At 68.1% G+C, this 22,463-nt stretch carries 15 protein-coding genes; 8 read left to right on the forward strand and 7 right to left on the reverse strand.

Annotation, left to right across the window (positions count from 1 at the left end; translation table 11 throughout):
* The first annotated feature begins 1 nt into the window (after position 1).
* The gene (locus VGD28_RS09105; protein WP_331028021.1) at positions 2-700 is read left to right on the forward strand and encodes an ABC transporter ATP-binding protein; all 699 of its coding nucleotides are present in this window, start codon (positions 2-4) and stop codon (positions 698-700) included.
* Positions 697-3,228 (forward strand): ABC transporter permease, encoded by a 2,532-nt coding sequence (locus tag VGD28_RS09110; RefSeq protein WP_331028022.1) that lies wholly within the window; start codon positions 697-699, stop codon positions 3,226-3,228. The genes VGD28_RS09105 and VGD28_RS09110 overlap by 4 nt, the downstream gene beginning before the upstream one ends.
* Here VGD28_RS09110 and VGD28_RS09115 read toward each other — a convergent pair.
* The 7 genes from VGD28_RS09115 to VGD28_RS09145 form a co-directional block, all read right to left on the reverse strand.
* Positions 3,225-4,397: a hypothetical protein gene (locus VGD28_RS09115; RefSeq protein WP_331028023.1), complete on the reverse strand. Its 1,173-nt coding sequence runs from the start codon at positions 4,395-4,397 to the stop codon at positions 3,225-3,227. The two genes, VGD28_RS09110 and VGD28_RS09115, sit on opposite strands and share 4 nt — an antisense overlap.
* Positions 4,394-6,019, reverse strand: a complete 1,626-nt coding sequence (locus tag VGD28_RS09120; RefSeq protein WP_331028024.1) for an alkaline phosphatase D family protein — start codon at positions 6,017-6,019, stop codon at positions 4,394-4,396. The genes VGD28_RS09115 and VGD28_RS09120 overlap by 4 nt, the downstream gene beginning before the upstream one ends.
* Before the next feature lie 69 nt (positions 6,020-6,088).
* Positions 6,089-9,352 carry a TonB-dependent receptor gene (locus VGD28_RS09125; RefSeq protein WP_331028025.1) on the reverse strand — a complete coding sequence of 1,088 codons (3,264 nt, stop codon included), beginning with the start codon at positions 9,350-9,352 and terminating at the stop codon, positions 6,089-6,091.
* Positions 9,353-9,443: 91 nt separating this feature from the next.
* Positions 9,444-10,442 (reverse strand): FecR family protein, encoded by a 999-nt coding sequence (locus tag VGD28_RS09130; RefSeq protein ID WP_331028026.1) that lies wholly within the window; start codon positions 10,440-10,442, stop codon positions 9,444-9,446.
* Positions 10,411-11,013 (reverse strand): RNA polymerase sigma factor, encoded by a 603-nt coding sequence (locus VGD28_RS09135; protein ID WP_331028027.1) that lies wholly within the window; start codon positions 11,011-11,013, stop codon positions 10,411-10,413. The genes VGD28_RS09130 and VGD28_RS09135 overlap by 32 nt, the downstream gene beginning before the upstream one ends.
* 233 nt (positions 11,014-11,246) lie before the next feature.
* A complete protein-coding gene (locus VGD28_RS09140) occupies positions 11,247-12,017 on the reverse strand; it encodes an IclR family transcriptional regulator (RefSeq protein ID WP_331028028.1) in 771 nt (256 codons plus the stop codon).
* A 202-nt stretch (positions 12,018-12,219) separates the two neighbouring features.
* Positions 12,220-15,246, reverse strand: a complete 3,027-nt coding sequence (locus tag VGD28_RS09145) for a glycoside hydrolase family 2 protein (RefSeq protein WP_331028047.1) — start codon at positions 15,244-15,246, stop codon at positions 12,220-12,222.
* 221 nt (positions 15,247-15,467) lie between these two features.
* On the opposite strand from VGD28_RS09145, the gene VGD28_RS09150 reads away from it, so the two are divergent.
* The 6 genes from VGD28_RS09150 (at position 15,468) to VGD28_RS09175 (ending at position 22,026) form a co-directional block, all read left to right on the forward strand.
* Positions 15,468-16,691, forward strand: coding sequence for a rhamnogalacturonan acetylesterase (locus tag VGD28_RS09150; RefSeq protein ID WP_414714484.1), 1,224 nt, complete (start codon positions 15,468-15,470; stop codon positions 16,689-16,691).
* Complete coding sequence (locus VGD28_RS09155) at positions 16,691-17,644, forward strand: alpha/beta hydrolase (protein ID WP_331028030.1); 954 nt, start codon at positions 16,691-16,693, stop codon at positions 17,642-17,644. Before VGD28_RS09150 ends, VGD28_RS09155 begins: the two co-directional genes overlap by 1 nt.
* A 94-nt stretch (positions 17,645-17,738) precedes the next feature.
* Positions 17,739-18,053 carry an L-rhamnose mutarotase gene (locus VGD28_RS09160; protein WP_331028048.1) on the forward strand — a complete coding sequence of 105 codons (315 nt, stop codon included), beginning with the start codon at positions 17,739-17,741 and terminating at the stop codon, positions 18,051-18,053.
* A 17-nt stretch (positions 18,054-18,070) separates the two neighbouring features.
* On the forward strand, positions 18,071-19,333 hold the full coding sequence (locus tag VGD28_RS09165) for a glycosyl hydrolase 53 family protein (protein WP_331028031.1): 1,263 nt from the start codon (positions 18,071-18,073) through the stop codon (positions 19,331-19,333).
* Positions 19,334-20,446, forward strand: a complete 1,113-nt coding sequence (locus tag VGD28_RS09170) for a glycoside hydrolase family 88/105 protein (RefSeq protein ID WP_331028032.1) — start codon at positions 19,334-19,336, stop codon at positions 20,444-20,446.
* A 65-nt stretch (positions 20,447-20,511) separates the two neighbouring features.
* Positions 20,512-22,026, forward strand: coding sequence for an MFS transporter (locus tag VGD28_RS09175; RefSeq protein WP_331028033.1), 1,515 nt, complete (start codon positions 20,512-20,514; stop codon positions 22,024-22,026).
* Positions 22,027-22,463 lie beyond the last annotated feature (437 nt).

A 22,463-nucleotide genomic window follows, 5' to 3' on the forward strand; every position in this document is an offset into this window, starting at 1 on the left:
TATGTCGATCGATCCGGCGGCGGATATCGCAATCCGCGCACGCAATGTCACCCTGACCCTCGGCACGCGCGAGGCGCCGACCGAAATTCTCAAGGGGATCGATGTCGATATCGTGCGTGGTTGCAGCGTCGCGATCCTGGGCCCGTCGGGTTCGGGCAAGTCGTCGCTGATGGCGATCCTTTCGGGACTCGAGCGGGCGAGCGGCGGCGAGGTGAGCGTCGCCGGCGTCGCATATAGCGACCTCGACGAGGACGGGCTGGCGCGCGCGCGCCGCGGCCGCGTCGGCATCGTGCTCCAGGCGTTCCATCTGCTTCCGACGATGACCGCGCATGAGAATGTCGCCGTGCCGCTCGAGCTGGCGGGCGCGACGGACGCCTTCGCGCGCGCCGGCGCGGAGCTCGAGGCGGTCGGGCTCGGCCATCGGCTGACGCATTATCCGGTGCAGCTTTCGGGCGGCGAGCAGCAGCGCGTCGCCATCGCCCGCGCAGTGGCGGGGCGACCCGAGATCCTGTTCGCCGACGAGCCCACCGGAAACCTCGACGGCGCCACCAGCGGCGCGATCGTCGACCTGCTGTTCGAACGCCAGCGCGCCGCGGAGGCGACCTTGCTGATCATCACCCATGATCCGGCTCTGGCCGGGCGCTGCGATCGCGTGCTGACGATGCGCGACGGCCTGATCGTCGCGGACAGCGCCGCTTGAGCGCCGGGCAAAGGGGCGCGCTGGGCTGGCGCGCGAGCTGGCGGATCGCGCGGCGCGATCTGCATGCCGGGTTTCGCGGGCTTCGGCTGCTGCTGGTGTGCCTGTTCCTCGGCGTCGCGACGCTCGCCACGATCGGCAGCCTGACCGCGTCGATCACGGCCGAGCTGTCGTCGCGCGGCCGCGTGCTGCTCGGCGGCGATGTCGAGGTGGCGATGACGCAGCGCCAGGCCTCGGCCGCCGAGTATGCCGCACTCGCCCAGCTGGGAGCGGTGAGCGACACGATCCGCACCCGCGCAATGGCGCGCCGCGCGGCGCCCGCCCCGGGCGCGCCCGATGCGGTGCTGACCGAGCTCAAGGGTGTCGACACGCGCTATCCGCTCTATGGCAGCCTGATGCTCGCCGCTGGACGCTATGCGCCGCTCACAGCGGATGCCGCGCTGATCGGCCGTCCGCTCGCCGAACGGCTGCTGCTCAACCCCGGCGACCGTATCCGCTATGGCGAGGCCGAGTTCCGCGTCGCCGGCATCATCGCCGACGAGCCTGACCGCGTCGGCGAAGGCTTCACGCTCGGCCCGGTGGCGATCGTCTCGCTCGCCGGGCTGGCGCGCACCGGGTTGCTCCAGCCCGGCGCGCTGTACGAGACCAAGTACCGCATCCGCCTGTCGCCCGGCATCACGCCACAGGAAGCCACCGACCGCCTCAAGGCGCGATTCCCGGCTGCCGGCTGGGAGTATAAGGATCGCGACCGCGCAGCGCCGGGCGCGGTGCGCTTCTTCGAGCGGATGGGGCAGTTCCTGTCGCTGATCGGGCTTGCCGCGCTGGTGATCGCCGGGATCGGCGTCAGCAACGGCGTCGCCTCCTATCTCGCGCAGAAGCGCGGCAGCATCGCCACGCTCAAGATCCTCGGCGCGACCTCGGGCGACATCAGCCGCATCTATCTGCTCCAGATCGGCGCGGCGACGGCGCTCGCGGTGGCCGCAGGGCTGCTCGTCGGCGCGCTGCTGCCTGTCGCCTTCGTCAACCTCGCCCGCGATCTGCTCCCGGTCGCGCCCGGCATGGGCGTCTATCCGCTGCCCCTCGCGACGAGCGCGGCCTATGGCGTGCTGATCGCCCTCGCCTTCGCCCTCCCGCCGCTCGCCCGCGCGCGCACCCACCCCGCGGCGGCGCAGCTGCGCAGCGGAGTCGAGGGCGCGCGGATCGACCGGCGCAGCGTCGGGCTGGTCGTGGTCGCCGGCGCGCTGGTCGTCGCGCTCGCGCTCGCCACCGCGCGAGAGCCGCTGTTCGCCGCAGCGGTGCTCGGCGCGGTCGCCGCGGTGCTGCTGGTGCTGCTCGGCATCGGCGCGCTGGTCCGGCGGCTGGCCGCACGCGTGCCGCGCCCGCGCCGTCCGCTGCTGCGGCTCGCGATCGCCAACCTCCACCGCCCCGGCGCGCAGACGGTCGCGCTGGTGATCGCGCTGGGGCTGGCGCTGACCCTGTTCGTCACGCTCGCCGCGATCCAGACCAGCCTCGACGCGGAGATCAGCCGCGCCGTGCCCGAGCGCGCGCCCAGCCAGTTCGTGCTCGACATCCCCGCGGAGTCGCGCGAGCGCTTCGCCGCGGTGGTTAAGCGCGAAGCTCCGGAGGCCAAGCTCAACATCGTCCCCTCGCTGCGCGGCACCATCACCGCCTATGGCAAGCAGCGCGTCGCCGATCTCGCGACGCTTCCCGAAGGCGCCTGGTTCCTGCGCGGCGAGCGCGGCGTCACCTATGCCGATACGCTGCCGCAGGGCAGCGAGCTAACGGCCGGCCAATGGTGGCCGAAGAACTACGACGGCCCGCCGCTCGTCTCGCTCGACCGCGACGCCGCGCGGATCCTCGATCTGCGCGTCGGCGATACGCTGACGGTCAGCATCCTCGGGCGCGAGATCGAGGCCCGCATCGCATCGCTTCGCCAGGTCAACTGGGACACGATGGGGTTCAACTATGTGCTGGTCTTCTCGCCCAACACGCTGGCCGGCGCGCCGCACAGCCTGACCTCGACCGTCGATATCGATCCCGGGCACGAGGGTGCGGTCTCGCGCGCGCTGCTCGCCGCCTTCCCCTCGGCGTCGATCATCGCGGTGAGCGAGGTGCTGGGCCAGGTCCGCACGATCCTGGACCAGATGGCGACCGCGATCCTGCTGTCGGCGTCGGTCGCGATCCTCGCCGGGATCGCGGTGCTGATCGGCGCGATCGCCGCCGCGCGGCAGGCCCGCACCTATGACAGCGTCATCCTCAAGACGCTGGGCGCGACCCGGCGGCAGATCCTGGCGGCGCAGGCGCTCGAATATGCGCTGCTCGCGCTCATGCTCGCGGCGCTGGCGCTCGCGCTCGGCACGCTGGCGGCCTGGTATGTGATCACCGGCGTGTTCGAGTTCCGCTGGGCACCCGATTGGGTCGCCATCCTCGCGACGCTGGGTGCCGGCGCGCTGCTCACGCTCGGAATCGGGCTGCTCGGCTCGCTGCCCGTGCTGTCGGTGCGCCCGGCCCAGGCTCTGCGAAGGCTCTAGCGTCTGGCACGAGCGCCGCTTCCGCCCTTCTCCGCGTCGACGGGAGCGAACGGTTCTCGCGCGTCGCCGGTCCAGCGCATGAGCGCGAGATCGGCGGTCTGCGCGCCTTTGCCGCCGCCGTTGCGCGCGAGATAGAACAGCCCGCCGCCGACCGGCTGGAGACCGACATCCGCCTTCGCGTTCCAGCCGCGGATGCCGGTAGCCGGGTCGCTAAAGCCATCCTCTGCCAGCGGTAGCAGCAGCCCCTGCTCCCAGCCTTTGCCGTCAGGCCCGGGCACTCCGCGCAGGTCACCCCAAACCGGCCGTGCCCCGGCCTCGACCGCGAACAGCAGATAGTTGGGGAATGATGCCTTCTTCCCCTTGTACACGCCCATGAACCAGCGCCGCGACGCCGCGTCATAGGCGAGGTTCTGAACGCCATAGGTCGTGTTGCCGGTGCGGATGAAGTATTTCCCGTTCGCCGCCGATGGCCCGCTGCGATGGGGCGCGCCCTCGACCAGCGGCTTCGCCAGCCGCGCCCAGTCGCGCACATCATATTGCAGCAGCACCTGATGGTCGTTGTCGCGCCGCGTCGTGTTGCCATAGATGCCATAGGCCACGGTCAGCAGCCGCGGCCCGTCGCTGCGCCCGAACGCCGGGCCGAAGGCGACCCCGTCGATCCCCGAGCAGCCGTAGCGGTGGTCGGGCGAGGCCGCGGCATCGTCGCGAAACTTGCCGTCGTCGCCGTCAAACCGCCCGTCGCCATCGACGTCCGCAGCATAGTCCCTTGCCACCTCGGGCAGGTAGACGGTGCGCAGCACATCGGCTGCCGCGACCCCGACACGATCGATCCGCGCGACGTCGATCACCGCGATGTAGAACGCGCGGTCCTTCTTGTACTCGAGCGAGCCGTAGATCTTGCCGTCCGCCGGGTTGAAGTCGAGATCGCCGAGATGCCCGGTCCAGCCGGTCAGCGTGCCGATCAGCCTGCCGCTGAAGTCGTACTTCGCGAGCAGGTTGGTGAAGGAATAATAGATATAGCCGCCCTGCAGATCGACCGCGATGCCTTGCACATGCCCCGAATCCCAGGTGCCGCCATTCTGCGTCCGCGGGAGAGGTGCAGGCGCGCCCTGCCCGGCCGCCGGGACCGCGCCGAGCAGCAGGAGCGGCAGCAACGAGACCGCGTTCACGCGAACACCCGCCGCCCGCGCTCGACCTGCATGCGGTGCGTCCCGGCGAGCTTCAGCGAGCGCTCCCGGATCGTGTCGAGGAACAGCCATTCGCCCGTCACCCGCTGCGGCGTCACCTCGACCATCAGATAGCCGCGATGGCTGGTGTCCGCCCATTTGAGCTCGGGATTGGCGGCGATGAAGCCCTGCGCCACGGTACGCGGATCGGCCGCCATGCCGCCCTCCATCCCGCCCGAGGTCACGGCCTGCCCCGCGAATTCGACCCCCGCGGGCTTGCCATCCTCGCGCAGCGCATAGGCCCAGGCATTGTGGCTGTCGCCCGACAGCATCACCAAGTCCGCATCCGCGCGCTGTGCCGCGCGCAGCAGCCGCGCGCGCGCCGCGGGATAGCCGTCCCAGCGGTCCATCCACATCGGTACGCCATGCTTCGCCGCGCGGATGTTGTTGCGGAAGCTCGCCACGGTTCGCTCGGTCGCATCGGGCTTGAGCCAGTCGACCGCAGCCTGCGGCATCACAGTACGCCCGATGATCGTCGCCATGCCGATCAGCTGCCACGCACTGGTCCGCGCATTGGCTTTGAGCGCGTGCGCCAGCCAGCTTTCCTGCGTGGTGCCGAGCATCGTCGCCGACGGATCCTGCCACTCGCCGTCCCTGAACGCGCTCAGCGCCGCATCCGGATTGGCCGCCTTGAACGCGGCGTCGAGATTGGCCGGTCTGGTCCGCGCGAGCAGGCGGGATTCGGTGCGATAGAGCGTCGCCAGCGATCCGATCGGATAGGCCTTCCACGGCTCGTCCGACACCGGAAGCCACTCGCGATACGCCTGCATCGCGGCGGCACGCCGCACGTTCCAGTCGCCTTCCTTGGCAGGCTGGTGATTGTTCGCGCCCCATTCGTAACTGTCATTGGTCGATTCATGATCGTCCCACAGCGCGACCATCGGCGCCATCTGGTGCAGAAGCTGCAGATCCGGATCGGCGCGGTAGCAGGCGAAGCGCAGGCGATAGTCGGCGAGCGCGACCATCTCGTGATCGGGCTGCAACATGCGGCCCTCGACCCGCTTCCCCTCGTACGAGGCGTTGCCATATTCGTAGACATAGTCGCCGACGTGCAGCCACAGATCGAGATCGTCGCGCGCCGCGGCATGGCCATAGGCGTTGAAATAGCCGTTGGGCAGGTTCGAGCAGGAGAAGACACCAAGCCCGAAGCGCGCCGCGTTGCCCTGCGGCAGCGTCTTGGTCCGCCCGACCGGCGACTTGCTGCCGTCGGGCCCGACGAAGCGATACCAATAGACCGTGCCGGGCATGAGTCCATCGACCGTGACCTTCGCGGTCCAGTCGCGATAGGCCCCGGTGCGCACGCTGCCGCCCGAGACCTTCCGGGTGAACTCGCGGTCGAGCGCGACCTCGGCGTCGAGCCGCACGATGCTGGCATCGTCCGCAGGGACGAAGCGAGTCCATAGCAGCATCGAGTCCGTGCCCGGCTCGCCGCTCGCGACATTGTGGGTGAAGCCCCGCGCGCCGGCGAGCTCCGCCGCAAGGCCGCGGCCCGCAGGCAATAGCAACGCGCCAAGCCCGAGCCCGCCGCCAAGGACCAGCCGACGACGATCGATGTTCAGGACCATGGGTTCCTCCGCAATCACAGCTTGAAAGAAAGGCGGCTGCGCCGGGCGGCGCAGCCGCAGGAGGGGGACTTAGAAGGTGCCCTTGATCCCGAGGTTCCACATCGAGCCGTAGATGCTGTACTGCTGCACCCGGCTGCGTACGTTGGAATAGACGATGTCGGGCGCGTTGAAGATGTTGCGGCCGGCCACCATCACCTCGAAATTCTTCGTGATCTTGTAGCTGGCGCTGACGTTCCACAGCTCGCGCGCGGCGCGGTAGAGAATGCCGTTATTGGCGGTGGTCGGCGTGTTGCCGAGCCCGCTGGTGCGGTAGCTCGACTGCCAGTTGCCGGTGAGCTGGAAGTCGAAGCCGCTGCGGCTGTAGCGCAGGCCCCAGTTCGCGGCACGCTCGGGCAGGTTCTGGCGCTCGCCGTCCGGATCGACCAGCGTGAACGACCCGCGCAGCCCGAACCCCTTGAGCGCGCCCGGCAGGAAGGTGAGCTGCTGGTCATATTCCAGCGTCAGGCCATTATTCGTGCTTGTGCCCGGCGCATTCTGCGCGCTGCGGAAGGTGTAGCCGAGATAGTCGTTCGGATCGAAGCCGACATCCTCCGGGTTCACCTCGATGCCGGTGATCTGCATGTCCTTGATGTCGAGCTTGAAGCCCGAAATCGCGATGATGCCCGACGGCTCGAGGAAATATTGCAGCCGCGCATAATATTTGGTCGAATGCTCGGGCTTGAGCAGCGGGTTGGGCACCGACACGATCATCGTGTCGTCGTTGACCGAGACGACACCGCCGAGATTGCCATAGTCGGGGCGGAGGATCGAGTCGCTGAACGCGATCTGGCCGACCAGCTTGTCGGTGAAATCATACTTGATCCCGCCGCTCAGGAACCAGTCGTCATACTCGCCGCGCCGGGTCGAATAGGCACCGTTGTTGTACTGGTAGAGCAGCCCCTCGGGCGTCGCGGCGGCGGTGCCGGCCGCGTTGAGCGCGTATCCCGCCGCGGCAACCTCGTCCAGCGTGCGCACATTCGCGACCCTGGCCGCCGTCTTCGTCTTCTCGTAGCGAAGGCCAAGGTCGAATGCCGCGCGCCCGGCACGCGCCTGCACCTCGACATAGCCGGCGTAGATGTCTTCCTTGACGCGCTTGTTGTTGTCCAGGTCGCGCTTCAGGTTGCCGAGCGTGTCCGGCACGAAATATTCGGGGTGCTCGCGATAGATGTCGTACATCGCGTAGTTGCTGTCGGCGCGCCAGTTCTGCGCGTTCATGTTGCCGGCGTCGAACCCGTGGATCTGGAACTTGTAGAACTGCGTCCAGGGGATCACCGCCTCGGGCACCCGCTGGGTCAGATCGCCGGTCGGGCCGACATATTGGAACTGGTCGAATGAGCCCTCGTTGGTGCGCCAGTCATTGGTGCGCACCAGGCCGCCCGCCATCAGCGTGACCGGCACGCCGCCCAGATCGATCTTCTTCTTGAGGTCGAGATTGACGCCGTACATCTCGTTCACCGCATCGGATTCGGATGTGCGGATGTTGTTGCCGATATCGTCGTCCCGGTTGAAGCTGCGCGGATCGCCCCACGGCCGGCCGGCGGTCTGGCTGAGCGTCCAGGCGTTCGAGTCCTCCGAGGCGCGGTCGAGCGTGAACCCGATCCGCGTCAGATAGCTGTCGGTGCGGACGAAGAAGCCCTTGCTGTTGTCGCGGAAGTTGAACTCCGAGCTCGAATAGCTCGCGCGCAGCAGCGCCTCGAACGTGTCGCCGCGATATTCCAGCTTGGGGGCGATCAGATAGGCGGGGGTGCCGGCGTAGCGATGCGAATATTGCGTGTGCAGGCGCGTGTTGGTCCCGCTCGGGTTCACCACGATGTGAGTCGGCGTCGAATCGGGCGTGGCATAGGACCGGCTGGTCGTGCCGAAGATCAGGAAGGTGTACTGATTGAAATACTCGACGTCGTAGAACGAGTAGGTGCTGCGCAGCGAGAAGGCGAGCTTGTCGGTGAACTTGTAGTCGAGCGCCAGGTTCGCCGCGGTGCGGCTGGTGAATTTGGGGCCGGGGCGCCACATCACCTGATAGGGCATCACGCGCCCGTCGGGCAGGTATGACCAGTCGGTCTGGATGCGGTCCTGCTGGACGTAGTTGGCGTTGTAGCTGGCGTTGAACGCGATGCCGAGCTTCCCGCCGAGCAGCACGTCGTTATAGCCGATCTGCGCCGAGGGGTAGAGGCGCGGATGCTTGCGGTCGTCGGGGAAATAGGCCGCGGTGAAGGCGGAGTCGGAGGTGCCGACCCCGCCGACCTGGAAGCGCAGCTGGCGGCCCTTGCGCTGGAACGCGTATTTGCTGCGCAGGTTGATGGTGCCGCCGGGCGAATCCGCGTCCATGCTCGCGGTCAGCGTGTTGTTGAGCTCGATCGATTCGATGCCGGTGATCGACATCTGCTCGAACGAGTTCTGGCGGCCGTTATTGTTGTTCGACGTCGCCGTCGCCATCCGTGCGCCATCGGTGGTGAAGGTCGAATATTTGGGCTCGAGCCCGCCGATGCGCACCGCGGTCGCGTCCACTTCGGTATAGTCGAGCGACAGGCCCGGCATGTTCTTCATGAACTCGCCGACATCGCTCATGGTCAGCGCGCCATAGTCGTCGGCCGCGACGACCGTCTTGGCATTCATCGCCGCGCGGCGCTCCATCAGGGCGCTGGCCTGGCCGCCGCGTGCCGCGGTGATCGTCACCGATTCCACCTCGTCGCCGCCTCCGGCCGCAAAGGATTGCGCGCTGAGCTCGACATTCAGCGTCGCGACCTGACCCGCCGTGACGGTAGCGGTCGCGCGCGCCTCCTGCAGGCCGGTGTAGCGCACCACCACCGTCGCCGGCCCCGCAGGGACGCCCGCCAGGCGGAAATTGCCGCCCTCGTCCGAATAGGCGGCGATCGCCGTGCCCTCGACGCGGATCTCGGCGTTGCGCACATATTCGCCGGTCGCGGTGTTGAGCACGCGTCCCGCCAGCGTCCCCTGCCCGGTCGTCCGCTCCGACTGCGGCGAAGCGGGCGCCCGGTTCGAGCGCAGCGTGACGACCTGGCCGTCGTCGCTCGCGATCTGAAGCGGCGTGCCGGCGATCAGGCGGCGCAGCGCCGCGCGCACGTCCATCCGTCCCTTGAGCGCGGGGGTGCGCACGTCCTCCAGGTCGCGCGCCGAAGCGACGATCTGTATCTGGGCCTGACGCGCGAATTCCGGGATCGCCTTGACCGCGGGCTGTGCCGGAAGGTCGAAGGCGCGGTCCTGCGCCTGTGCGGGCACCGCCGCGGCAAGGGCGATGATCGCCGTGCCGGACAGGATTGAATTGCGGATGAACATGCTCTTGCCCCTGTTGCTCGCGGCGAACGCCGCGCGTTTCGGAGCCTGAGAGTCCTGGGCCGGCGATTGCCGCCACCCATTCTGAAAAAATTTACGGCTGGCGCGCTCTGCGGGTGAGAATCACGGCGTTGCCCTGCTGATCGAGCTGGGCGTCGAACACCCGCGCAATGGCATGGCTGAACCCCACCGGATCGCTTGCCGAGAACAGGCCGGTGACGGGTTCGCCGGCCAGCACCGGATCGCGGATCTCGATCCGCGTCCGGCTGTAGCGCGCGAACTCGGCGGCCGCCTCGTCGAGCCGTTCGCCTTCGAATGCGATCTTGCCGTCGCGCCAGGCCAGCGCCCGCGCGATGTGATCGGTCGAGATCGCCTGCGGCGCCGGCAGCGGACTCTCCACGGAACCCGGCAGGCTGAGACGCGTCTGGGCGGGCATGAAGACGCCGCCTGCGGTCCCAGCCTCGCCCAGCGACAGCCCGCCTTGATCGACAAGAATGTCGACGGGCTTCCCCTCGATCCTGCGGACGCGGAAAGCGCCGCGCGCCGCGCGTAGCGGCCGGCCGGGCAGGTCGACCACAAAGGGCCTGCGCGCGTCGGGCACGACCGTGAAATAGGCCTCGCCGTAGAGCAATTCGACGCGGCGGACCTTGTCCCCATATCGCACGCGCAGGCTGCTCTGGGTGTTGAGCACGATCGTCGAGCCGTCGTCGAGCGTGACGCGCCGGACCTCGCCCAGGCCGGTGGTGATCGCCGCGGCGGGCCGGGTGGTGATCGCAAGCACCGCCAGCGACGCGGCCGCCATTCCCCCTGCCCCGGTCCAGGCAAGCATCCTGCGCCGGGAGATCGCCGGGGGCATGTGCGGCTCAGGCGGCGCCGGCGGCACGGCGCGAGGCTGCGGATCGGGCGCTTCGGCGGACTCGCTCAGCGCCGACAGGGCGTTGGCGCGCAGCATTGCGCCGCGGCGGCGTGGGTCGCCGCTCAGCCATGCTTCCAGCGTCTGCTCTTCCTCTTGTGAGAGCGGCCCGCGATCGAGCCGCGCAATCCAGTCGGCCGCGGTCGCGTCAATGTACCGACTGGATTCTTGCTCGGTCATCTGCGGGAACAATCTCCGAATCTCGGGTCCTAGAGGCTTCTGCCAGAGCATTTCCGCCATGACCAAACCAATCGACGAGAAAACGAAGCCCGCGCGAGATATGTTTTTCCACGGTGTTTTCGGAGATCGCCATGCGCGCGGAGATCTCGCGCTGGGAAAGGCCGTCGACCCGGCGCAGCACGAACGCCTCCTGCGTGCGCTCGGGCATCGCGCCGATCGCCTCGGCCAGCCGCCGCAGCTGATCGCGGTCGATCGCGACGCGCTCGGGCGAGGGATAGTCGTCGGCGGGATCGAAGTCGGTCAGGTCGTCCATGGTGCGGATCGACACCACGCGCGCGCGCCGCACATGCCGGGTGATCACCGATCGCGCGACCTGGAACAGATAGGCGCGCGGAAAGCGGATATCTTCCACCGTCTCGAGATCGGCGAAGATCGCATAGGCTTCCTGGATGATGTCGTCGATCTCGAGGCCGATCGGCTGGCGGCGTGCGAGCCAGCTCCGCAGCGCCTGCTCATGCGGCAGGATATTGCGGAGAAACCACCGCGTCCGTTCCCGATCGATCGCGCGCATCGACTGTCCCTGAAGAGCGTGAACCCGCTGAGCGACAGCGCCGCGCTTCAAGGAACCGCCGCGAGTCGAGCGTCCGTTAGGCGGCGAATGTGACAGTCATTGTTCAACCGCACCTGCCTGGGGCAGGTCGAGGCACACAGGATACGGCCTGTGAGACGCGTGCGGAGACGGACGGACTGGCGCCCGTGCGCCTTCAGGATAAGCGGCCGATCGCGCTGGCGATCGTCACCACGCTATCGGGCGACGTGCCCCAGCACCAGGCTCACCTCGGCTGCGGCGTTGCGCACGGGCACGACCAGATTCTCGATCACCTGATCGGTCAGATAGACCGAGGCGCCGGCGATGCTCAGCGCGATCGCGATATTGCCCTTGGCGTCGCGGATCGGGGCGGCGACCGAGCGCACGCCATCGCCCGCTTCGCTGTCGTGCAGCACGACGCCGCGCTTTGCGTGCCCTTCCATCGCCTCGAGCCAGGCGCTCAGCTGCTCGCGCGTGGCGCCGGGCTTGGCGGCGTAGAACAGCCGCGTCAGCGAGGCGGTGTCCTCGTCGAGCAGCAGCGCCTTGCCCAGTCCGGTCTCGCCGATCAGCCGGCGATCGCCCGGCGCGGTCGCGACCCGCAGGCGCTGGCGGCCGGTGACCCGCTCAAGATGGCGCGACCAGTCGCCCTCGCGCTTGCCGATGAACACGCAATAGCCGGTCTGCTCGGACAGCGCCTCCATATGCGGCCGGGCGAGACGGACATAATCGACCTGCTCGTGTGCCATCGTGCCGAGCTGCAGCAGCTTCGGGCCGAGCGAATAGCCGTCCGCGGTGATCGACAGATAGTCGCGCGCGCGCAGCGCCTGCACGAGCCGGTGGGTGGTCGATTTGGTGAGGTCGAGATTGCGGGCGAGATCCGTGACCTTCACCGGGCCGTCGATCACCTGATCCAGAATGTCGAGCCCGCGCATCAGCGTCTGCACGCCCTTGAGCTGCGCCGCCGTCTCTTTGTCGTCTCCGAGCATATCTGCCCCGTCCTCCGTTGCCGGCGAGACTAGTCGCCGAAATCCCGCCCGCCGTCGATAGCGACGGCGATTGAACTATAGTTCCACTATATGGGACCACTCGAGGGCAATTGCCACCCCTTTCATTTGGGAGGCGGAAGATGCGGCAGCGCCGGCCATGCGTCACCGCACGGCCGGCGAATAGCCGTTCCGGGAGCGGCTGTCACTCCGATGCGGATACAGCCGCCGGGCCGTGGAAATCCGCTTCGACGATGCCCAGACGCCAGCCCGGCGCCACTTCGTTCGCGCCGGTGTCGCCCGCCTGGCGTGCGGTCGCGAGCTCCACGATGTTCCCGAAGGCGTCGCGATCCGCGCTTGGCCCGGTCTGGACGATCCGCAGCACGCGCCCGGCCGCCGGCGCGAAGGCAATGCCGATATAGCCGAGGCTCTTGTCGCTCATGCCCTCCCATACGGTCCCGCCGTCGAGCACCAAGCGCAGCGGATAGGCGCGCGTGCGCCAGCCGACGAGCTTCAATTCGACCTCGCTCAGCGTCACCGGCTTGTCGAAGCGATACTCGATCCACGCCGTGTCGGGCTTGCCGTCGCTCGACCAGCGCGACAGCTCGTTGTCGTCGATCGACTGCCCGGCCTCGGCGGGGTTGCCGCCTGCGATAACCTCGACCGGCACATGGGTCGTCCGCGTCACGCGATAGGACGGCGTCGCCGGCGTCGGGCCGCGCACGAGCGATCCCTGCTGGAACGACTCGGGGAAATCGAGCGAGAGGCCGCCCGACGGCGCCTTGGGCATCACGACGGGAATGGTGAGCGCCGCCGGCTTCAGCCCCTCGGCCCTGGCGATCACGCGGACGTCGCCCGCTGCCGTCCCCGCACGAAGCAGCACGCGGTTGACGCCGCCCTCGACCGGCAGCTCGCGCGACAGGACATAGTTGTCCTCGGCGCGCGCCGTGCCCGGATGGCTGGTGGTGCCGGGGATCGATTCCTGCGCGACCGGCTTGTCGGGCCGCACCTTGCCGGTCGAATCGCCCTGCGCGATGCCGCCACGCCATTCGGCGGGACCGGCGAGATCGAACGAGACCTTGTTGTAAGCGGTCGGCACGCGCCGCCCCTTGGCGTCGATGACCTCGACATCGACCAGCGCGATGTCCGCGCCGTCCATCACGAAGCCGCGCGGTCCGGTGCGCGGGGTCAGCTTGAGCGCCGTCGGCTCGCCGGTCGTCTCCAGCGTGAACTCCGACGTGCGGCCATCGGCGTGCGTCGCCACCGCGCGCAGCGTGCCCGGCTGCCATGCCACCTTGGGCCAGGTGAACAGAAAGCTGCTGCTTCGCGTACCCTTGCCCAGCGACTTACCATTGAGGAACAGCTCGACGCGCTCGCCGTTCGAGACGACCATCTGGTCCTTCACCGTCCCCGGCGCATAGTTCCAGTGGCCGATGATGTGCGTCGCGGGTTTCTCGGGATCGACCCAGCCGTTCCACATCACCTGGTGCGCATGGAAGCCCTGCTTGGGCAGGCGCACCGCATCGACCTCGCCCGAGCGGCGATAGTTGTTGTCGCCGCGGAAATGAGTGTTGCTGTCCGACCAGATGATGTTGACCCCGCCCGAGCTCACGCGCTTCCCGGTGCCCGGCCGCACGCGATAATAGTCCCACCAGCGGCGCACGTCCTCGGCCGCATGGCTGTCCTGGTTGCGGTTGTAGTCGGGCGAATCCTTGTGGAAGGGCGGCGTGAAATCGTCCTGATAGGCGCGCGCGCCCTCGTCGCGGCTGTATTCCATCGCCCACATCGGAATGTCGCCGCTCTTGTTGATGTAGAGCATCTCGCCGCCATATTCGGCGGTCTTACTGTCGAGCATCTCGCGCGATCCGATCGCGCGGCCGCCCTTGGGGTCGTACTGGTCGCGGATCGCCTTCAGCTCGGCCATATGCGCCTCGCTGATGCTCTCGTTGCCGCCCTCGTAGAACAGGATCGAGGGGTTGTTGCGGTTGTAGATGATCGCGTCGCGCATCACCTCCTTGCGTTGCTCCCAGCGGCGGCCCTCCACGTCATGCTCGGCGTCGCCCGCCGGCATCGCCTGGATCAGCCCCACCCGATCGGCGGATTCGACGTCCTGCTTCGACGGCGCAATGTGCATCCAGCGGACGAGGTTGCCGCCGCTCTCGACCATCAGCGCGTTGGAGAAGTCGCTGATCCAGGGCGGGATCGAGACGCCCACCGCGGGCCACTCGTTCGAGGTGCGCTGGGCATAGCCGTGCACCTGGATCACGCGGCCATTGAGCTCGACCATGCCGTCGGCGAATCCGGTCTGGCGGAAGCCCGTGACGGTGTCGACGCTGTCGATCGCCTTGCCGTCCGCGATCAGGCTGGTGGTGACGGTGTAGAGATAGCCATAGCCCCAGCTCCAGAAATTGAGCCCGGTCAGCCGCTGCGCTGCGGACAAAGTGCGCGTCTCCCCCGCCTTCACCACCGTCGGCGTCCCGTCGAAGCGCGCGATGCGCTTTCCGTCGCGGTCGCGCACCTCGACGCGCAGCGTGACGCGGCGATCGGCGGTCGCCGCGCTGCGCACCTGGCTCTCGGCATGCACCGTCGCCGCGCGGCGCGCGATGTCGAACTGGTCGGCCCAGACATATTGGCCGGTGGTGCCCAGCGCCGACCAGAGCGGCAGCGTCTGATAGACTGCCCCGGTCAGGTGCAGCCGGACATTCCTGGTGATCCCGCCATAGTTGACGTTGAAGTTGCGGTCGTTCCACTGGAAGCCGCTGCCGGTCGCGCGCTCCTTGTAGCGCCAGTCATTGTCGACCCGCACCGCGATGACATTCGCGCCCGGCCGCAGCGCGCCGGTGATGTCCGCGCCGAACGCCATCGCGCCATGCTCGGACAGCACCACCGGCTTGCCGTTGACCCATATTTCGGCCGCCTGGCGCACCCCCTCGAACTCCAGAAACGCCCGGCGCCCCCCCTCACCCGCCGGAAGCGTGACGCGCTTGCGATACCAGGTGATGCCGGTCGAAAGCTCGCGGATATCGCGCGCGAACGCCTGCTTCTCGTTGAAGGCATGCGGCAGCGTGACCGTCTGCCACGCGGCATCGTCGAATCCGGGCTGCTCGGCGCCGGGGATGTCGCCCCTCGTCATCCGCCAGCCGGGATTGAGGTTGAAGGTGCGCCGCTCCGAGGGAACGGCCTGCGAAGCATCATGCGCGAGCGCCGCGCCCGCCGGCGCGATTACGATCATTGCCAACAACGCGCCCGCAACACGAAACTGCATATATCCTCCCGCCAATTTACCCGCTATACGGAACAGCGTCCCACATTGTTGTTGTAGGACAACTAGACCGGCGCAAGCGATCGGTCGAGCGATTTTTAGCGGGTGGGGTCAGGATGAAGGGTGAAATCGATTCGCGAGAAATCCTGTGGAGCCATGGCCGGCAGCCCGCCTATCTCCCGAACTCGCGCATGCGGCGCCCGATCCTGGCGCTGACGCTTGCCCTCGCCCTGCCCGCCAGCGCGCAGACCACGATGCGCTTCACGCTCGATCGCGAGACCCAGGGGCATGTCATGGTTCCGGGGGACCTGCGCTACGATCCGGTGCGCGGCTATGGCTGGGAGGATGCCGCGCGCTTCTCGGTCAGGCTGCCCGAGGGGAACTACCGCGTGACGCTGACGCTGGGCAGGCGCGCCGCCGCCGAGACCACGGTCAAGGCCGAAGGGCGCCGGCTGATGCTGGAGGCGGTGCGGACTCGGGCCGGGCGAAGCACCACGCGCAGCTTCGTCGTCAACATCCGCACCGCCGCCCTGCCCGAGCCGCCGGCCAATGCGCCCGGAGGCGCCGCGGTCCGGCTGAAGCCGAGCGAGATCGGCAGCGCGACCTGGGACGACAAGCTGACGCTCGAGTTCCTCGGCGCGGCGCGGCACGTCAGCCGGATCGAGATCGAGCCGGCGGATGTGCCGACCCTCTATCTCACGGGCGATTCGACCGTGACCGACCAGCGCGCCGAGCCCGCGGCGAGCTGGGGCCAGATGCTGCCGCGTTTCCTCGATTCCGGGATCGCGGTCGCCAATCACGCCGAATCGGGCGAGACGCTGAAGTCCTTCCTCACCTCCCACCGGCTCGACAAGGCCTTGTCGCGGATGCGCCCGGGCGATTTCCTGCTGATCCAGTTCGGCCACAACGACCAGAAGGCCCAGTGGCCGCAAACCTATGCCGATCCCGCGATCACCTTCCGCGCCTGGCTGCGCGCCTATATCGCCGAGGCGCGCCGCCGCGGCGCGACGCCGATCCTGGTTACCTCGCCCGAACGGCGCAACTTCGACGCGGCCGGCCGCATCGTGCCCAGTCACGGCGACTATCCCGCGGCGGTGCGCGCGGTGGCGCGCGAGGACGGGGTGGCGCTGATCGACCTGACCCCGATGACCGTCACCTTCTACGAGGCGCTGGGGCCTGCGAGCGCATCGCTCGCCTTCAACGACGGCGGCAAGGACAAGACGCACCACAACAACTACGGCGCCTATCAGATCGCGCATATGGTGGCATCGCGCCTCGCAGCCGCCGGGCCGGAACTGGCCGGGCATGTGCTGCCTGAGGGCCGGGCCTATGATCCAGCGCATCCGCTGCCGCCCGAGACATTCGCGCTGCCCGCAAGCGGGATCCGAAGCGACAAACGGCCGGAGGGAAATTGATGGTCACCAGACGAACGATGCTGGCCGGCGGAATGGGCGGCGCGCTGCTGCCCGTTCTTGCACAAGCGCAGACGGAAGAGGCCGCGCGGATCGTGCCGGTCTGGCCGGGCAAGGCCCCGGGCAGCGAAGGCGTGACCGTGCAGCCGCGGACGGTGCCGCGCAGCGCGACTTCCGGACCGGAGGATGTCGCGCATTACGGCGTCACGCGCCCGACGCTCGGCATCGTGCGGCCCGCCCGGCCCAACGGCCATGCGCTGCTGCTGATCCCGGGGGGCAGCTATGAGCGGATCGCCTCGGCCCCGAACGGGGGCGAGCTGGCGCGCTTCCTCGCGCGGCGCGGATTCCTGGTCGGCACGCTGATCTATCGCCTGCCCTATGACGGCTGGGCCGCCGGCCCCGCCGCGCCGCTCCAGGACGCGCAGCGCGCCTTCCGCCTGCTCGCGCGCGAGGCCGGGCCGGGCACGAAGACCGGGGTGATCGGCTTTTCGGCAGGCGGGCACCTTGCCGGCAGCCTCGCCAGCAAGTTCGGCGAGGCGAGCTACACGGCGATCGACGCGCTCGACCGCACGCCCGCACGTCCCGCCTTTGCGGGCATGTTCTTCCCGGTCGTCACCATGACCCCGCCCTATGCCCACGCACCGTCGCGCCGCAACCTGATCGGTCGCGATCCCTCACCGGAGCGCGTCGCGCGCTGGTCGCTGGAGCAGAATGTGCCGGCGGACATGCCGCCGACCTTCGTGACGGTCGCCGCCGACGATCGCGTCGTGCCGGCCCAGAACAGCCTGATGATGTTCTCGGCGCTTCAGGCCGCCAAGGTGCCGAGCGCGCTGCACGTGTTCGACGCCGGCGGGCACGGCTTCGGCAAGCCCGGCGACCCTTCCGGCCCGGGCCGGTTCTGGCCCGACCTGTTCGAGGACTGGCTGCTCCGTCAGAAGCTCGACAAAATCTCATAATACGGAACCATTTCTCAAAATATGACTGTTCAAGACCAATCGAGTCCGGCATAGCCAAGCTGTGAGTCTGGACGTTCAGGAGAGGCAGATGGAGCTGGAGACGCATGCATTCCGCATGCAGCTCAAACCGGGGATGGCGGACGAATATCGCCGCCGCCACGACGCGATCTGGCCTGAGCTCGCCGCGCTGCTGCGCGAGGCGGGGATCAGCGACTATCGCATCTTCCTCGATCCGGAGACCGGCGCGCTGTTCGCCACGCTGAAGCTCGCCCCCGAGAACCAGCGCGATGCGCTTCCAGCGCATCCGGTGATGCGGCGCTGGTGGGACCATATGGCGGACATCATGGAGGTCGAGCCCGGCAACCGCCCGCGCGAATGGCCGCTCGTGCCCATGTTCCATCTGGCCTGACGCGGGAACGCGCCGACATGATCCGGAGCCAGCCAGGACTGACGCGGCGCGAGCTGGGCGCCGCTGCGGGTGCGGGCCTCGTCGCCAGCCTCGCCGGTCCGGCACATGCGGCTCCGGCCCGGCGCCCCTCGCCCTATCTGATCGGCGCCGACATTTCGTGGCTTCCGCAGGACGAGGCGGCGGGCGCGACCTATTTCGAGAATGGCGTGCAGCGCGATCCGCTGCTGATCTTTCGCGACGCGGGCTTTAACGCGATCAAGCTGCGGCTCTTCGTCGATCCCGCCAACGGCTATTCCAAGGGGCGGCCCCCAGGCCCGTCCGGTGCCCCGTGGTGCGGGATCGATCAGACGATCGACTTCGCGCGCCGGATCAAGGCGGCGGGCTTCCACCTCTCCCTGACGCTGCATTATTCCGACACCTGGGCCGATCCCGAGCATCAGGACAAGCCTGCTGCCTGGGCCGCGCTATCCTTTCCCAAGCTGGTCGAGGCGGTGCATCGCCATACGCATGATTCGCTGGCGGCGATGAAGGCCGCGGGCGCCGCGCCCGACATGGTCGTGATCGGCAACGAGACGACCTTCGGCATGCTGTGGCCCGACGGCCGCGTGCCGCTGTCGGTCCCCACCGGCAATCCGGTGACCGACCGCCGCCATCGCGAGGTGCCCGGGGCGGGCGGGTACGACCGCTTCGCCGACCTGCTCAAGGCCGGCCTCGCCGCCGCGCGCGAGACGCTGCCCCGGGCGAAGCTCGTGCTGCACAACCATCTCGGCCGCCACTGGCCGATCGTGCGCGGCTGGATGGACGCGCTGATCGAACGCGGCGTCCGCTTCGATGCGGCGGGCTTCTCCTGCTACCAGCAGCTGGCGCAGGGCGACTGGGATCGCTGCTTCGCCGAGTTCGGGCGGCGCTATCCCGATCACGGCTTCCTCGTCCTCGAATATTCGTCGCGCAAGCGTTACGTGAACGACCTGGTCCACGCCCATCCCAACGGCTGGGGCAGCTTCATCTGGGAGCCGACGCGGCATCAGGAAGCGATCTTCCTGCGCGACGGCAAGAATGCCGGCGAAGGCCCGCGCCCCGACCTGATCGCGCAGGGGCTGAACACCGCCGAGGCGCCGGGCTCGACCCCGCCGCCAACTGGCGAGCAGCCCCGCCGCCCAAGCCCCGGCGGGCGCTACGACGCCGATCCCGCCTTTCTCGACCTCTACCGCAATATGGCGCGCGACTATGGCCTCAAGGCCAAGTCGCCCGCGCCGACCCTCATCGACAGGAGACCTTAATTGGCCGCGCTTCCCCACGACGTTCCCCGGCAGCAGGTGACCGAGGCGATCGATCGCCTGATCGACAACCTCGTCAACATCAAGGACGAGACCGGCGAGTTCCTGCTCCATCTGGAGGACGGGCGCATCATCGACACCAAGGGCTGGGCCGGCTGGGAATGGACCCACGGCGTCGGCCTGTTCGGCATGTGGCGCTATCATGAGCAGACCGGCGACGCGACCGCGCTGCGCATCATCAAGCAATGGTTCGCCGACCGCTTCGCCGAGGGTCAGACGACCAAGAACATCAACACCGTCGCCCCGTTCATCACCCTCGCCTATCTGCACGAGCGTGAGCCCGATCCGGCCAACATCCCCTATCTCGACGAATGGGCCGAATGGCTGATGGCGCCCGACGGCTTGCCCAAGACCGAGGACGGCGGCTTCCAGCACATCGTCTATAATGACGAGAATCCCGGCGAGCTGTGGGACGACACGCTGATGATGTCGGTGCTCCCGCTCGCCAAGATCGGCCTGCTGCTGAACCGCCCGCATTATGTGGAGGAGGCGAAGCGCCAGTTCCTGGTCCACATCAAATATCTGTTCGACAAGAAGACCGGCCTGTGGTTCCACGGCTGGGACTTCAACGGCCGCCACAATTTCGCGGAAGCCTTGTGGGCGCGCGGCAATTGCTGGGTGACGATCGCGATCCCCGAGATCATCGAGATCCTCGACCTGCCCGAGGGCGACGCGCTGCGCACCTTCCTGATCGACACGCTGGCGGCGCAGGTGGAGACGCTCGCCGAGACCCAGCATGACAGCGGCCTGTGGCACACGCTGGTGATGGACCCGTCGAGCTATCTCGAGGCGTCGGCCACCGCGGGCTTCGCCTATGGCATCCTGAAGGCGGTGCGGAAGGGCTATCTGCCCGAACGCTTCGAGCCGGTCGGCATCCGTGCGGTGCGCGGCGTGCTCGCCAATATCGACGCGACGGGCGAGCTCCGCCAAGTGTCGTTCGGCACGGCGATGGGCGACACGCTGCAATTCTACAAGGATATCCCGCTGACCTCGATGCCCTATGGCCAGAGCCTCGCGGTGCTGGCGCTCGCGGAGTTCCTGCGGACCTATAACTGATCTTCAGCGCCGCCACGCGCCCGGCAGAGGCGCAGGCGGCCGCTTTGCCCAAGAGGATGCTTGCCATGGCCGTCACCGGCGCCTTCGCCCCCACCGGCACCCGCCCGGTCCGCTGGTACAATTACGCCGCCTATGGCTCGAACGACGTGCTCGGCGCGGGATCGATGGCGATCATCTCGGCCTGGGTGCTGATCTTCTACACCACCTTTTGCGGGCTAGAGGCGTGGCAGGCGGGCCTGATCTTCCTCGTCGCGCGCGTGCTCGACGCGATCGCCTCGCCGATCATCGGCCATATCTCGGACAATATGGGCGACACGCCGCTCGGCCGCCGCTTCGGCCGGCGCCGCTTCTTCATCCTCGCCGCGATCCCGCTATTGCCCTCGTTCGCGATCATGTGGGTCGATGGCCAGGGCTTCTGGTACTATCTCGCCACCTATGTCCTGTTCGAGCTCGTCTATGCGATGGAGATCATCCCGTACGAGACGCTCGCCGCGGAGATGGGCAAGGATTTCAAGACCAAGGCCCGCTTCGCCACCACCCGCATCCTGTTCGCCCAGGCGAGCGCAATCCTCGCCGGCTTCCTGCCCGGCTGGCTGATCGAGGCGCTGGGCAAGGACAGCGCCGACACCTTCCTCTACATGGGCATCCTGTTCGCGATCCTGTTCATGGTCGCGGCGGGGCTATTGTTCCTGTTCAGCTGGGAACGCCCCGCGTCGGAGATCGCGGCGCTGCGTCCGGCGGGCGACCAGCGGCCGAGCGTGGGGTCGGCGATCAGGGCGCTCTACCGCAACCTCTTCTCCACCTTCCGCATCCGCGCCTTCCGCCTGCACCTCGGTATGTATCTGGGCGGCTATATCAGCCAGGACGTGTTCAACGCCGCCTTCACCTTCTTCGTGGTGTTCGCGCTCGCCGGCTCCTTCAGCGCGGTCGCCTCGCTGCTCGGCTGGATGTATGTCGTCCAGTTCGTCGCGGTGATGATCGCGAGCTATGTCGCGGTGCGCCAGTCGCCCTCGCGCGCCTATCAGCTCGCCGCGGCGAGCTTCGCGCTCGGCGTCGTCGCGCTGCTCACGCTGTGGAACGCGGGCGTGCGCTCGACCGATGCGCTGATCTGGGTGCCGATCCTCCTCGCCGGCCTTGGCCGCGGCGCGCTCAACTATATTCCCTGGGCGACCTACAATTACATGGCCGATGTCGACGAGATCGTCACCGGCCGCCGCCGCGAGGGCGCGTTCGCGGGCGTGATGACCTTCGTGCGCAAGATGACCCAGTCCGCCGCCGTGTTCGGCGTCACCTCGATCATGAGCTTCGGCGGCTTCGTCTCGGGCGCCAAGGTGCAGAGCGAGCAGGCGATCCATACGCTGGCGCTGGTGCTCGGCATCGGCACGATCGGCGTGCTGCTGTTCGGCATCCTGGTCTCCACGCGCTTCAAGCTCAATTCGGCGACGCATGACGTGCTGATGGAGGAGATCGACCGGCTGAAGCGCGGCGAGACCGGCATCACGCCCGAAAACCGCGCGATCGTGGAGGATCTGTCCGGCTGGCGCTACGAGCAGCTCTGGGGCCGCAATCCGGTGGCATAGGCGCAGCCGGAAGAGAACAATCCTCCCCCGCCAGGGGGAGGTGGGGCGCGCAGCGCGACGGAGGGGGAGGATTCCAGAACGAGTGTTGGGGAGTCCTCCCCCTCCGTCAGCCTCCGGCTGCCACCTCCCCCTGGCAGGGGAGGATTGGAGTGAACGCCAGCCGCTCGCTGCCGGCATTCGACATTCTCTCGCTTCCTCACCGCTAAGGCGAAATCGCCGAAAGCGGAAAAAGCAAACATGTTGTGCCACATGTTCCGCGTTCCACTCTCGCGATATCCTTCGGAAACCCTCCCCCGCCCCCCCCAAAACCCGACATTTTCCACCGCTCGGGACGGGTTTCACGTGAAACCTATTTGGTTATATTCCCAGCTCCTAGGCGAGCATGATGGAATTCCGTCGTCATTCACCTGTTCCTCCCCGGAGGGGGAGATGGCAGC

It is taken from the genome of Sphingomonas sp. (genome assembly GCF_036402235.1).
Taxonomy (GTDB): Bacteria; Pseudomonadota; Alphaproteobacteria; order Sphingomonadales; family Sphingomonadaceae; genus Sphingomonas.